The organism is Sphingomonas sanguinis NBRC 13937 (assembly GCF_001591005.1).
GTDB classification, from domain to species: domain Bacteria; phylum Pseudomonadota; class Alphaproteobacteria; order Sphingomonadales; family Sphingomonadaceae; genus Sphingomonas; species Sphingomonas sanguinis.
On record NZ_BCTY01000013.1, the window covers coordinates 13,445 to 27,120 of the forward strand.

At 68.3% G+C, this 13,676-nt stretch carries 12 protein-coding genes and 1 riboswitch; of the genes, 8 read left to right on the forward strand and 4 right to left on the reverse strand.

What is annotated here, in order from left to right; genetic code table 11:
- Positions 1-4: 4 nt before the first annotated feature.
- The gene (locus SSA01S_RS07795; RefSeq protein ID WP_082794992.1) at positions 5-463 is read right to left on the reverse strand and encodes a MerC domain-containing protein; all 459 of its coding nucleotides are present in this window, start codon (positions 461-463) and stop codon (positions 5-7) included.
- Positions 464-599: 136 nt separating this feature from the next.
- Here SSA01S_RS07795 and SSA01S_RS07800 point away from each other — a divergent pair, with 136 nt between their 5' ends.
- From SSA01S_RS07800 to cobS, 6 genes are all read left to right on the forward strand, one after another.
- Entirely contained in the window at positions 600-3,755 is a 3,156-nt protein-coding gene (locus SSA01S_RS07800) for a glycoside hydrolase family 2 TIM barrel-domain containing protein (RefSeq protein ID WP_061779939.1), read from the forward strand.
- On the forward strand, positions 3,752-6,019 hold the full coding sequence (locus SSA01S_RS07805; protein ID WP_061779940.1) for a S9 family peptidase: 2,268 nt from the start codon (positions 3,752-3,754) through the stop codon (positions 6,017-6,019). Before SSA01S_RS07800 ends, SSA01S_RS07805 begins: the two co-directional genes overlap by 4 nt.
- Before the next feature lie 170 nt (positions 6,020-6,189).
- Positions 6,190-6,374: riboswitch (cobalamin riboswitch) on the forward strand.
- A gap of 93 nt (positions 6,375-6,467) precedes the next feature.
- Positions 6,468-6,875, forward strand: coding sequence for a DUF1636 domain-containing protein (locus tag SSA01S_RS07810; RefSeq protein WP_061779941.1), 408 nt, complete (start codon positions 6,468-6,470; stop codon positions 6,873-6,875).
- A complete protein-coding gene (gene cobT / locus SSA01S_RS07815) occupies positions 6,872-7,882 on the forward strand; it encodes a nicotinate-nucleotide--dimethylbenzimidazole phosphoribosyltransferase (RefSeq protein ID WP_061779942.1) in 1,011 nt (336 codons plus the stop codon). Before SSA01S_RS07810 ends, cobT begins: the two co-directional genes overlap by 4 nt.
- Positions 7,879-8,436, forward strand: coding sequence for a histidine phosphatase family protein (locus SSA01S_RS07820; RefSeq protein WP_061779943.1), 558 nt, complete (start codon positions 7,879-7,881; stop codon positions 8,434-8,436). Before cobT ends, SSA01S_RS07820 begins: the two co-directional genes overlap by 4 nt.
- Complete coding sequence (gene cobS / locus SSA01S_RS07825; protein WP_061779944.1) at positions 8,433-9,149, forward strand: adenosylcobinamide-GDP ribazoletransferase; 717 nt, start codon at positions 8,433-8,435, stop codon at positions 9,147-9,149. Before SSA01S_RS07820 ends, cobS begins: the two co-directional genes overlap by 4 nt.
- Here the strand turns inward: cobS and SSA01S_RS07830 are convergent.
- The 3 genes from SSA01S_RS07830 to SSA01S_RS07840 are packed head-to-tail and all read right to left on the reverse strand — an operon-like array spanning position 9,134 to position 12,493.
- Positions 9,134-10,588, reverse strand: coding sequence for a cobyric acid synthase (locus tag SSA01S_RS07830; protein WP_061779945.1), 1,455 nt, complete (start codon positions 10,586-10,588; stop codon positions 9,134-9,136). The two genes, cobS and SSA01S_RS07830, sit on opposite strands and share 16 nt — an antisense overlap.
- Positions 10,576-11,514, reverse strand: a complete 939-nt coding sequence (cbiB, locus tag SSA01S_RS07835; protein ID WP_061779946.1) for an adenosylcobinamide-phosphate synthase CbiB — start codon at positions 11,512-11,514, stop codon at positions 10,576-10,578. Before cbiB ends, SSA01S_RS07830 begins: the two co-directional genes overlap by 13 nt.
- Positions 11,507-12,493, reverse strand: coding sequence for a threonine-phosphate decarboxylase (locus SSA01S_RS07840; protein WP_334316360.1), 987 nt, complete (start codon positions 12,491-12,493; stop codon positions 11,507-11,509). Before SSA01S_RS07840 ends, cbiB begins: the two co-directional genes overlap by 8 nt.
- Before the next feature lie 27 nt (positions 12,494-12,520).
- Here SSA01S_RS07840 and cobU point away from each other — a divergent pair, with 27 nt between their 5' ends.
- Both cobU and cobO read left to right on the forward strand, forming a co-directional pair.
- The gene (gene cobU, locus SSA01S_RS07845; RefSeq protein ID WP_061779979.1) at positions 12,521-13,045 is read left to right on the forward strand and encodes a bifunctional adenosylcobinamide kinase/adenosylcobinamide-phosphate guanylyltransferase; all 525 of its coding nucleotides are present in this window, start codon (positions 12,521-12,523) and stop codon (positions 13,043-13,045) included.
- The gene (gene cobO, locus SSA01S_RS07850; RefSeq protein WP_419836518.1) at positions 13,045-13,644 is read left to right on the forward strand and encodes a cob(I)yrinic acid a,c-diamide adenosyltransferase; all 600 of its coding nucleotides are present in this window, start codon (positions 13,045-13,047) and stop codon (positions 13,642-13,644) included. The genes cobU and cobO overlap by 1 nt, the downstream gene beginning before the upstream one ends.
- Positions 13,645-13,676 lie beyond the last annotated feature (32 nt).

A 13,676-nucleotide genomic window follows, 5' to 3' on the forward strand; every position in this document is an offset into this window, starting at 1 on the left:
CGGTTCAAAGCGAGGTGAGATAGAAGAGACGAGTCGCGCGCAGATTGCCGACATGCGCCATCGCCAGCGTGACGCCGCCCGCGACGGTCAAAACGGTGCCCAGCGTGAGCCCCTCGAAGCCCAAACCGGCGACCAGCAGGGTCAGCCCGAGGCTACCGATGACCAGCGGGGCGATCGCGCCGTGCCGCCGCCACCCCGCGATCAGCGTCCAGGTGCTCAGCGGGACAGCGATGGCGAGCATCACGATATGGAACAGTTCGCCACCATCCGCCCAGGCCGCCAGCGCAGGGAGGAAAGCGATGACGACTGGCAAGGCGAGACAATGGATCAGGCATAGAGCGGACGCACCAATCGCCAGGCCATCGAGCCGCTCTGCCGACGCTCCGGGGCGGTGCCCCGAATTTTCGACCGATTCCGGCGCCACGCGCTCTGGCCCCTGTTCGACGGTCGTGCTGTGAATCATGCTTTATCGCCTTGCCAATGACCTTGGCGCGCCCATGTAATATTATATCATCAAAATCAACCCACCATGATTACGGCCCTTTAATCGGTATTCCGTATAATATAGGCTGTCCTCAAATCAGAATGAGGAAGATGGAATGGCCAGCACCCGGCTGTTGATATGCGCGAGCCTGTCCGTCCTGATCGTGGGGACCGCGTCGGCACAGACGGTGCCCCAGGCGCCCCCAACCGCGGACCCGGCGCCAGCCCAGGACGGGGCCCGCCCGGATTGGGAAAATCCCGCCGTCAACCATATCGGCGCCGAACCGATGCACAGTAGCTTCGCCGGGTTCGAGACGCGCGCCGCCGCCCTGTCCGGCAATGTTGCCAAGTCCCGCTATCACCTGTCGCTCGACGGGACGTGGAAGGTTCACATGTCCCCCAATCCCGAGGCGCGGCCGGTCGGGTTCGAGGACCCGGCCCGCGACGTATCGAGCTGGCGCGACGTGAAGGTCCCCGGCATATTGCAGGCCGAGGGGCTGAGCCGCGCGATTTTCGTGGGCAGCGGCTATCCCTTCCCCCGCAACGCGCCCTTCATCGAGCATCGGCTGAACGAGGTCGCCTCCTATCGCCGCGATTTCGTCGTGCCCGCCCATTTCGCCGGGCGTCGCCTGTTGCTGACCGTCGGCGCGGCGGGGGCGGCCTATTATCTGTGGGTCAACGGCCAGAAGATCGGCTATTCGGAAGACTCCAAGCTCCCCACCGAATTCGACATCAGCCGCGCGGCCAAGACGGGCCGGAACACGGTCGCGATCGAACTCTATCGCCATTCGGACGGCAGCTATCTGGAGGATCAGGATTTCTGGCGCGTCAACGGGATCGAGCGCTCGATCACCCTCTATGCCGCGCCGCAGACCCATATCCGTGACCTGGGCATCGATGCCGGGCTGACCCATGACTATCGCGACGGCACGCTGTCGGCGGCGATCGACATGGCGGGCGCGGCCGAGGCGACGACCGTACGCGCGACATTGCTCGACGGGAAGCGCACGGTGCTGACCCGCACCGCGACCCCGACCGGCACCAACGCGACGATCACCGCCGAGGTGCCGGGCGTGAAGACCTGGAGCGCGGAGGACCCGAACCTTTACACCCTGCTGGTCGAACTGCTCGATGCGAAGGGCAAGCTGATCGAGGCGACCAGCCGCCGCATCGGCTTCCGCACCGTCGAGATCGCAGGCGGCGAAGTGCGGGTGAACGGCAAGCGGATCATGATCCGCGGCGTCAACCGGCACGAACATGATCCCCACACCTTCCGAATCGTGTCCGAGGAGACGATGCGCAAGGATATCGCGTTGATGAAGGCCGCCAACATCAACGCGGTCCGCACCTCGCACTATCCCAATGATCCGCGCTGGTACGATTTGGCCGACGAATATGGCCTGTATGTGATGGACGAGGCCAATATCGAGAGCCACGGCTACTTAAGCCTCACCCAGGAAAAGAACGACCCGACGCTGAACCTGGGCCATGATCCCGCATGGGCCGCCGCGCATCTCGACCGGGTGCAGCGCATGGTCGAGCGGGACCGCAACCACCCTTCGGTCATCTTCTGGTCGCTGGGCAATGAAAGCGGCGTTGGCCCGAATTTCGAGGCGGCGGCGAAGTGGGTTCGCGCGCATGACAAGACGCGCCTCATCAACTTCCTCGGCTATAGCATGAGCGGTTGGCGGCACCCGACCAACGACTATGTCGACATCTTCGCACCCATGTATGATGATGTCGAAAAGCTGGCCGACTATGCCCAGCGGCCCGAATTCACCCAGCCGCTGATCCTGTGCGAATATGCCCATTCGATGGGCAACAGCCTCGGCGACTTCCAGGGCTATTGGGATACCTTCCGCAAATATCCCAAGCTTCAGGGCGGCTTCGTCTGGGACTGGGTCGACCAGACCATGATCCTGAAGGACAAGGCCGGCCGCCCCTATTGGGGTCAGGGCCTGGATTACGATCCCGACCCCAAGGATGCCGGGCTGCACGGCGACGACAGCCCCGTGGGCGACGGCGTGATCCAGTCGGACCGCACCCCCGACCCCGAATATTATGAGATGGCGCATGTCCAGTCGCCGATCCACTTCACCCATGAGGGCGGCGGCTGGCAGGTGGTGAACCGCCACGACCATATCGACCTGTCACGCTTCACGCTGGACTGGACGGTGCTGGAGAATGGTGTCGAGACTGCGCATGGCAGCATCGCGACGCCGCAGGTCCTGCCCGGCCAGAGCGCGCCGATTGCCTTCCCCCTGCCCGCGCCCAAGGACGCCTCGGCCGAACGCTCGCTGATCCTGCGCGCGCGGACCAAGGCGGGCGCGATCCCGCCACTGCCCGCAGGCCAGGTCATCGGCTGGGAGCAGTTCGCCCTCTCCGCCCCCGTCTTCGCCGCCGCGCCCGCCGGATCGGTCGCGCCGGAGGAAAGCGCCGACGCGATGACGCTGAAGGCGGGCAACGCGGTGCTGGAGATCGACCGCATGACCGGCCTGGTCCGCCGCTATGCCCGCGACGGCAAGACCCTGCTGACCGGCGGCGCGCCCAATTTCTATCGCGCGCCGACCGACAATGACGTCGGGTCGGACGTGCCCAAGAGCCATGCGATGTGGCGCTATTTCTCCGAGCATCGCCGTCTGGACGACATTCACCGCGACGGGAATGCGATCGTGGTCGATCAGGACATGGGCGTCGGATCGGTCAAGATGCAGACCCGCTGGACCATGGCCCCGGACGGCGCCGCGACCGCAACGGTGCGCTTCACGCCGCTCCGCGCGACCCTGCCCGATCCGTTGCGTGTCGGCTTGGCCTTCGCGACACCAGGGCAGCAGTTCAGCAAAGTCAGCTGGTTCGGGCGGGGCCCTTGGGAAAGCTATGCCGATCGCAAGACCGGCGCGATCATCGCGCGCTGGAACGGCAAGCTCGCCGACCAGTATCACGACTATGCCCGGCCGCAGGAGAGCGGCAACAAGACCGATGTCCGCTGGGTCCAGCTGACCGGCACCGGCGTCGGACTTCGCGTGACGGGGGCGCAGCCGTTGTCGGTCAACGCCCTGCCCTTCCCGTACAGCGACCTCGCGCTGAAGCCGCCGACCAAGGCGCACAGCTCGGACATCTATCCGCATGGCGACGGCACGCTGTTGATCGACGCAGGCCAGGCAGGCGTGGGCGGCGACACCGGCTGGAACCTCGATGGCCGGGCGCACATGCCCTATCGCATCGCGCTCCAGCCGCTGACCTACAGCTTCACCATCGGGGGGGCGCAGTGAGACATTGGCTGGCCCTCTCGCTCCTCCTGACGACGGCACCGCTGGCGGCACAGACCGTGCCCCAGCGGATCGGCGCATCGATGGGCTTACGCGACCAATGGCAATGGCTGACCCGCGATATAGCCTCGCCCGCCGAATGGGATGCGGATGGACGGCATTTCCATTATCGCAAGACGGTGGCGGGCGGCTTTGCGTTCGTCGATGTCGACGCCGCCACCCGCGCCAAAGCGCCCGCCTTCGACGCCGCCGCGCTGGCCCCGGCACTGGCGAAGGTCATGGACCAGCCGGTCGCGCCCCTGCGCCTGCCCTTCGAGCATTTCGACTATACACCGGACCGGTCGGCGATCCGTTTCACCATCGGCTATGACGACGGCGTGACCTATTCCTGCGTTCTCGCCCGGCCGGTGTGCCGCATCGTGCCGCCCGAGAACCCCGCCCGCCCGCGCGGCTTCGGCGTGGTGCGCGACCTGCGCGTGGCGGCCGACAATCACCCCCGCCTGTCGCCCGACGGCAAACTCGAAGCGCTGGTCCTCGACGACAATCTGGTCGTCCGCGAGGCCAGGGGCGGCAAGGATATCTGGCGGAGCCAGGACGGCAGCCCCGCCCATTTCTACGACCCCGAGAGCATCGCCTGGAGCCCCAATAGCCAGCATATCGCGCTCCAGCGCGTCCGCCCCGGCTATCCTCGCATGGTCACCCGCGTCCTCGCCGCGCCGCCGGGCAAGGTCCAGCCCGAGGTCGTCCAGCAACTCTACCCCAAGCCCGGCGACGCGGTGGATCAGGAAGAGCCCGTTCTGTTCCGGGTGTCGGACGGCCAGCGGACCGAGATCGACCCGAGCCTGTTCGCGAACGCCTATACCCTGTCCGCCCCCGAGTGGCGGGCCGACAGCAAGAGCTTTGCCTTCAACGACCTGAAGCGCGGCTTCGGCGAGGCGAAGATCATCGCCGTCGATGCCGATACCGGTCGGGCGCACGCCGCCGTGACCGAGACGGCAAAGACCTTCGTCTTTCGCGACCGTATCTGGTCGCATGACGTGAAGGGACTGGGCCGCGAAATCCTCTGGGCGTCCGAGCGTGACGGGTGGCGGCATCTCTATCTGGTCGACGGCGCGACCGGCCGGATCGTGCGCCAGATTACCAAGGGCAACTGGCTGGTCCGCGACATTGCCAAGGTCGATGACGACAAGCGGCAAATCTGGTTCTCGGCCAGCGGCTTCGTGCCCGGCGAGGACCCTTATTACAAACACTGGTTTAGGGTCGATTTCGATGGTCGCAACCTGACGTGGCTGACCCGGGAGAATGCGACGCACGAGGTGCGCTTCTCCCCCGACATGACCACTTACGTCGACGTCTATTCACGCACCGACCTGCCCGAAACGATGGAACTCCACGACGCGCGCGACGGCCGCCTGATCCAGACGCTGGAAAAGGGCGACATTACCGCGCTGACCGCCGCCGGGTTCCGCCCGCCCGAGCGCTTCACCGCCAAGGGCCGCGACGGCAGGACCGATATCTACGGCCTGGTCGTGCGCCCGCGCGATTACGATCCGGCCAAGCGTTATCCAGTGATCGAGAATATCTATGCCGGGCCGCACGACAGTTTCGTGCCCAAGGCCTTCTGGCCGTTCGGCGGCTTTTCCGGCGGCGACAAGGTCATGGGGATGCAGCAGCTCGCCGACCTGGGCTTCATCGTCGTGATGATCGACGGCATGGGCACCGCCAATCGGTCCAAGTCGTTCCACGACGTCGCCTGGAAGAATCTGGCGGACAGCGGCTTTCCCGACCGCATCGCCTGGATGAAGGCGCTGAACGTGAAAGACCCCGCCGCCGACATCAGCCGCGTCGGCATCTATGGTGGCTCGGCGGGTGGGCAGAGCACGCTGAACGCGCTGCTCTTCCATCCCGAATTCTACAAGGCCGGGGTCGCCTATGCCGGGTGTTTCGACAACCGGATGGACAAGATCGACTGGAACGAACAATGGCTCGGCTATCCGGTCGACCAGAGTTATCTCGACGCCTCGGGCGTGGTCCATGCGCACCAATTGCAGGGCAAGCTGATGCTGGTCGTCGGCGAGCAGGATTCCAATGTCGATCCCGCCAGCACGACCCAGGTCGTCGATGCGCTCATCAAGGCCGACAAGGATTTCGACCTGCTGGTCATTCCCGGCGGCGAGCACACGGCGGGGCGCAGCACCGGCCCGGTGGCGTACGCGATGCGGCGGCAATATGCCTTTTTCCTGAAGGCGCTGCGCGGCGAGGAGTAACGCTCTTCTCCCCAACAACAATAGCGCCGCCCCGGCGAAGGCCGGGGTCCAGTTTCGGCGTCCCATGAAGCGCCAGAAACGTCACAGCAACTGGGCCCCGGCCTCCGCCGGGGTGGACGGCAGGAGATGGGAAGGGAATAGCGGTGTTGCCTCCCTCCTCCCACGCGCCTATCGCTCCCCCCGCGACAGGTTCCCCTCGGGGATCAAAAGGGAATGGGGTGTGACGCCCCGGCTGCCCCTGCAACTGTAAGCGGCGAGCCGTCCGCCATCACGCCATTGGGGGTCCGCCCCCGAGAAGGCGGCGGACCGGCCCCGACCCGCGAGCCAGGAGACCTGCCCGTCGCGGTCGTCCTTCGACCGGTCAGGGTGTGCCGGGCGGAACGGGGCTTTTCCCCGCGCGCGACGACAGCGCCTGTGGAGATATGCCCCGAATGACCAAGCCTGTCCGATGCTGAAGCCCGCCGCGAACGGCCCCGCCGTGGTCGCCTGCAACACCTGTCGCCTGTCCGACGAGACCCGCGAGAATGACGAAGGCAAGCGCGGCGGCGCGCTGCTGGTCGAGGCGTTGCGCCGGGTCCAGGCGTCCGACCCGGCCTATGCGGATGTCGCGGTCGAGGAAATGCCCTGCCTCTTCGCCTGCCAGTCCTATTGCACCGTCCACCTGCGCTGCCCCGGCAAGGTCGGCTATGTCATGGGCAAGTTCGCCCCCGATGACGAGGCCGCCCGCGCCATTCTGGACTATGCCCGCGCCTATGCCGACAGCGAGTGGGGACAGGTGCCGTACAAGCAATGGCCGCAAGGGGTGAAGGGCCATTTCCTCACCCGCACGCCACCGGAAGGATTTGTCGTCGAATGACCCTGTTCCCGACCGTCGCCGCCTTCGAGGCGGCGCTGGACAGCCTGAGCCAGCCCGACATGGCCGCCCGCGACGCCGCCGCCCACCGCCAGGGGCAGTTGACCAAGCCCCCCGGTTCGCTCGGCCGCCTGGAGGATATCGCGGTCTTCTTCGCCGGATGGCAGGGGGTGGAGCACCCCCGGATCACGCGCGGCCGCGCCGTTATCTTTGCAGGCAATCACGGCGTCGTCGCGCGCGGGGTCAGCGCCTTTCCGGCGGAAGTGACGGCGCAGATGGTCGCCAATTTTATCGCCGGGGGGGCCGCGATCAACGCACTGGCGGCGGCGGCGGGCCTGGAGCTGAGCGTCGTCCCGCTCGATCTCGACCGGCCGACCGTCGACTTCACCACCAGTCCGGCGATGAGCGAGGCGGAATGCCTGGCTGCGCTGACCGCCGGGGCCGAGGCGGTGGGCGACGCCGACCTGCTGGTGCTGGGCGAGATGGGGATCGGCAACACCACCCCCGCCGCCGCGCTGGCCGCCGCGAGCTTCGGGGGTGACGCAGCCCTGTGGGTCGGTCCCGGCACCGGCGTCGATGCGCAGGGGCTTTCGCGCAAGGCGATGGCGGTGACCGAGGGCCTGACGCTCCACCGCGAGCATCTGACCAGCGCGTTCGAAATCCTTCGTCGCCTGGGCGGACGCGAGATCGCCGCCATGGCGGGCGCGGTGCTGGCGGCGCGGATCAAGCGGATTCCGGTCGTGCTCGACGGCTTTATCGGCACGGCGGCCATCGCGCCGCTCGCCTCGGCCAATCCCAACATCTCCGCCCATTGCCTGTCGGGCCATTGCTCGGCCGAACCGGGCCATACGCTGCTGCTCGCGCGTCTGGGGCTGGAGCCGATCCTGTCGCTGAAGATGCGGCTGGGCGAAGGCAGCGGCGCGGCGGTGGCGGTGCAGGTCATCCGCTCGGCCCTGGCCGCGCATGACGGCATGGCGACCTTTGCCGAAGCGGGCGTGGCGACCGCGTGACCGGCTTTCGCCTCCACCTGCTCCGGCATGGCGAGCCCGAGCTGGTGGGGCGGATGCTCGGGCGCACCGACAGCCCGGCGACGGCGCAGGGCATCGCCGCCTGCGCCGCGCGCGCGAGCGGACTGGATGTCGCGCGCCGCGTCACCTCCGACCTATCGCGCGCACGCGCCTGTGCCGAAGCGGTCGGCCCGGTCGAGATCGATCCGCGCTGGCGGGAACTGGATTTCGGGGCCTGGGACGGGCTGGCGGCGGCGGAGATCGATCCGCAGGCGCTCGGCCGGTTCTGGGATGACCCCGACGCCGCCCCGCCCCCCGGCGGCGAACGCTGGTCCGATCTGGCCGCGCGGGTGCGGGCCGCGCTGGACGATTTGCCGCCCGAGCCGACGCTGGTCGTGACCCATGGCGGCGCGATGCGGGCGGCGCTGCATGTGCTGTGCGGGTTCGATACCCGCACGATCTGGGCCTTTGCCCTGCCCTATGCCAGCCTGGTGACGCTGGATGTCTGGAACGGCAGTCCTCGCTCGGCACAGGTGACGGGACTGGTGACGGGATGAAGGCGCTGATCCTCGCCCTGAGCTTTCTCACCCGCCTGCCCATGCCGCGTGTCCAGGCGGACGAAGCCGATTTCGCGCGGGCGATCCGGCTTTATCCGGTCGCCGGGCTGGTCATCGGGGCCATCGTCGCGGGCGCCCTGTGGCTGGGCGCGCGGATCGATCCTTGGGCCGGAGCGCTGGCCGCGCTGGTCGCCTGGGTCTGGGTGACGGGGGCGCTGCATCTGGATGGGTTGGCGGACCTCTCCGACGGGCTGGGCGCGGCGCATGGCGACCGGTCGCGGCTGCTGTCGGTGATGGCCGATCCGCACATCGGCAGTTTCGGCGTGGTGGCGCTGGTGACTCAGCTTCTGGCCAAGCTGGTGCTGCTTCACGGCCTGCCTGCCGGAGCGTGGCCGATGCTGGCGCTGATCCCGGCGGCGGCGCGGATCGGGCCCTTGGTCTGGGCCCATTTCCTGCCACCGCTGCGCCCCGGCGGGCTGGGGGCCTTGGTCGCGCGCGCGGTGCGCCCGTTCGACCTGATCGGCTGGATCGTCGCCGTGCTGGCGGTGGGATACGTCTTTCCCCCGCTAGCCATGGCGCCGATGCTGACGCTCGGCCTGCTCGGCTGGTTTCGGCGCAAGCTGGGCGGCATGACCGGCGACGTGCATGGCGCGGGGATCGAACTGACCGAGACCGGGCTGCTGATCGCCACCCTCGCCTATTGGGTGCCCTGAGCGATCCGCAACAGCGCGTCGCCATCGACATGCGCCTCCAACACGGCGGCGATGGCGTCGAGCGCGGCATCGACATCGGCGCGGTGATCGGGCCCCTGCCCCGCCACCCCGATCCGCGCCAGCCACGCCGCGCGCTGCCCCGCTTGCCCAAGCAGACCGTGGATATAGCTGCCCGCGACCAGCCCGTCGGCACGCATCGCCCCCTCCGCGCGACCATCGGCGAGATGGCCGACAGGACGCGCGGTATCCGGGCCATCGGTGCGGCCGAGATGGATCTCATAGCCCGAGAAGCGGGCCCCCAGCGCCTCGCCCGTGACCGGCCGCACCGTCTTTTCGCCGGTCAGCACCGTCTCGACGTCGAGCAGCCCCAGCCCGGCGACGCTGCCCGCCGGACCTTCCAAACCGTCCGGGTCGGCCACGACGCGCCCCAGCATCTGATAGCCCCCGCACAGCCCCAGCACGAGCCGACCCCGCCGGACATGCGCGGCGATGTCGATGTCCCAGCCTTGCGCACGGACAAAGGTCAGGTCGGCGATGGTCGCCTTCGATCCCGCCAGTACGATCATCGCGGCATCGGGAATGGGCTCGCCGGGGCGGACCATGACCAGATCGACCTGCGGCTCCAGGCGAAGCGGATCGAGATCGTCGAAATTGGCGATGCGCGGCGTGATCGGGCAGGCGATGACCACCCGCCCACCTGCCCCCGCCGTCGCGCGCTCCAGCACCACCGCATCCTCGCTGGGCAACCGCGCGGCATCCGCCAGCCAGGGAATCAACCCCAGCGAGCGCCAGCCGGTATGCTCCGCGATCAGGTCCATGCCATCGGCGAACAACGCCGGGTCGCCGCGAAACTTGTTGACCAAAAAGCCCCGGATCATGGCCGCATCCTCGGGCGCGATCACCGCTTTCGTGCCGACCAGTGAAGCGATCACCCCGCCGCGATCGATATCCCCCGCCAGCACCACCGGCACTCCCGCCGCGCGGGCAAAGCCCATATTGGCGATGTCGCCGCTGCGCAAATTGACCTCGGCGGGGGAGCCCGCGCCCTCGACGATCACCAGATCGCACTCCGCCTCCAGGCGGCGATAGCATTCGACCACCTCAGGCAGCAGCCCGATCCGCCCCTCGCGCCATTTCGACGCGGGCAACATCCCCCGCACCTGCCCGCGCACGATCAGTTGCGAGGTGCGGTCGCCCTGCGGCTTCAGCAGCACCGGGTTCATGTCGACATGCGGGAGCACTCGCGCCGCCATCGCCTGGGTCGCCTGTGCCCGGCCGATCTCACCGCCATCGGGGGTGGCGGCGGCGTTGTTGCTCATATTCTGTGGCTTGAACGGGCGGACGGTCAGGCTACGATTGGCGAAGAGGCGACACAGCCCCGCCACCAGCACCGACTTGCCGACATCCGAGCCGGTGCCCTGGATCATCACGCCAGCCATGCGACACTCCCCGCGATCACCCACAGCAACAGGCAGGCGCGCGCATAGATTTGCAGCGCGGTGACGATATCGGCGGGAGCCGCCGCCCGCCCCCCCCGCCCAATCCATGGCTTGATCTGGGTCACACCGTCATAGGCGACCGGTCCCGCCAGCGCGACGCCCAGCGCCCCCGCCATGGCCGCCTCGGGCCAACCGGCATTGGGCGAGGCATGGGCGTGCGCATCGCGCGTCATCACCGCCCCGCCACCCGCACCTGCCACGCACACGAACACACCCGCGATCCGCGCAGGCACCCAGTTCGCCCCGTCATCGATCCGCGCCGCCGCCCAGCCGAACGCCCGCCAGCGTGGTTCCTTATGCCCGATGATGCTGTCAGCGGTGTTGATCGCCTTATAGACCCACACCCCCGGCAGGCCGAGCAACAGCAGCCAGAAGAGCGGCGCGACGATGCCGTCGCAGAAACTCTCCGCCAGCGTCTCGATCGCCGCGCGCGACACGCCCGCCTGATCCAGCCGCTCGGTGTCGCGGCCGACGACGCGCGCGACCAGCGCTCGGGCGGCGGGCAGGTCACCGCGCAACAGGGCGTCGGCCACGGGCCGAACATGCACGTAGAGGCTGCGCTGCGCCAGGGCGGGCCAGGCCAGCACCGCACTGGCGATCCAACCCCAGTGGCCAAGCAGAAGGTGCGACTCTCGGTCGAGCCACCACGCTACCGCGCCCGTCAGCACGATCAGCGTCAGCATGGTCACGACACCCAGCCCGCGCCGCACGCCTTCGGATCGCTCGGGGCGATTGCCCCACCGCTCGGCAAAATTCAGGAACCGCGCAAACGCCCCCACCGGATGCCCAACCCGCGCATAAAGCCGGTCCGGCCAGCCGATCGCGGCATCGAGCGCCAGCGCGACCAGCGCCACGGGGTCAGCCATGTCGCAACGCCTCCTCCAAGCGCGGAAGATCCTCCGCCACCGGCACCCCGAAGCGCAACCGCTCCGGTGCATTGGCGAAGGGACGGACCAGAATCCCCTTCGCCCCCAGGCGCTGGAAGATGGCTGGGGCTCCGTGTGTCTCGACCATGCGGAACAGCGGGCAGGCGCCGGTCGCGATCAGGCCATGCCGCGCCAGAACCGCGTCCAGCGCGGCCGCCCGCTCGACCAGGGCGATCCGCGTCGCGGCGATCCAGGCACGATCCGCATAGGCCGCGCTCCCCCAGGCGATGGCATGGGCGGACACCGGCCAGTCGCCGAGCCAGTCACGCAGCCGCGACAGGATGTCCGGGGCAGCGATCACGAAGCCCAGCCGCACACCCGCCAGCCCGAAGAACTTACCAAACGAGCGCAACGCCACGACCCTTTTCCCTCCAGTGGCATCCTCGTCCGGCATCGCATCGGCAAAGGCCTGATCCACGATCAGCCAGCCGCCCACCCGCGCCTGCACCTCGCCCAGCGCCGCCAGCCGGTCGGCCGAGCGATGGACGCCATCGGGATTGTTGGGATTGGCCAGCAACAGGCTCCCCGCCTGCCCCGTCCAGTGCTCCAGCGCCACATGATCGACCCGCAGGCCCGCGACCGCGCCATGCGTGCCATAGCTTGGCTGCACGGCGACGATAGGCGCGCCTACGCCCAGCAGCGGCAACAGCCGGAGCGCCATTTCGCTTCCCGGCACCGCCGCCACGCGCTCGGCGGGGACACCGAAATGCGCCGCCGCCAACGCCTCCAGCCGCGCGAGCGCGCTGCGATCGGGCAAGGGCGCGGCATCCACCGTCAAGCCGGCGGGAGGAGCCCAGGGCACCGGGTTGATCCCGGTCGACAGGTCGAGCCACGGCGTCGGCGCGTCAGGAAACAGCGCCTTGGCCGCGTCGATCCGCCCGCCATGATGGGTCAGCGCACCCATTTCCGCTTGCGTCACAGCCCCGCTCCCGCGATGCGGACCGGCATGACGAAGCCCCGCACCCTGCTGGTCCTCGGCGGTGCCCGGTCGGGCAAGAGCCGCCATGCGCAGGCGCTGGCCGAGGCGATGACGCCCACCGGCTGCTTCATCGCGACCGCGCAGGCCTGGGACGATGAGATGCGCGACCGTATCGCGCGGCACCAGGCCGATCGCGACGAACGCTGGAAGACGGTGGAGGCGCCGCTGGCGCTGGCCGACGCTGTTACCGAGCATAGCCGGGCCGACCGGGTGCTGTTGGTCGACTGCCTGACGCTCTGGCTGACCAACCTGCTGCTCGGCGAAGAGGACTTGGCGGCGGCGGGCGATGCGCTGGTCGCCGCGATTCGGGACGCCCCCGGCCCGGTGGTGCTGGTCAGCAACGAGGTCGGCTTCGGCATCGTCCCCGACAATGCGCTCGCCCGGCGCTTTCGCGATGCGCAAGGCACGCTCAACCAGCGGCTGGCGCGGGTGTGCGATGCGACCGATCTGGTGGTGGCGGGGCTTCCCTTGCGGCTTTCAGGAGAGAAATGATGCGAACCGACGCCGAACATGCCGAGCGCATGGCCAGGAAAAAGGCCGCGCAGGACAGCAAGGTCGCCGCGCGCGACGCCGAAAAGGGCCTGATCATCGTCCATACCGGCAAGGGCAAGGGCAAGACGACCGCCGCGCTCGGCATGGTGATGCGCGCGGTCGGCCACGGCATGCGCGTCGGCATGGTCCAGTTCGTAAAGGGCGCGATGACCACCGGCGAGGCCGCGGTGCTGGCGCGCTTTCCCGAGGTGGATTTCCACGCGATGGGCGAAGGCTTCACCTGGAACACCCAGGACCGCAGTCGCGACATCGCCACCGCGCGCGCCGCGTGGGAGGAAGTGAAGCGGATGATCGCCGATCCGTCCTACGACCTGATCGTCGCGGACGAGCTGAACATCGTGCTGCGCTATGATTATCTGCCGGTCGACGAGGTGCTGGAAGTGCTCGGCACCAAGGGCGCGATGACGCATGTGGTTATTACCGGGCGGAATGCCCCGGACGCGCTGATCGAAGCGGCGGACCTGGTGACCGACATGACGCAAGTGAAGCACCCCTTCCGGGAACAGGGCGTGAAGGCGCAAAAGGGGATCGAGTTTTAAGCCTATAAAGGAATGAGAGTGGCTCAAGCGTT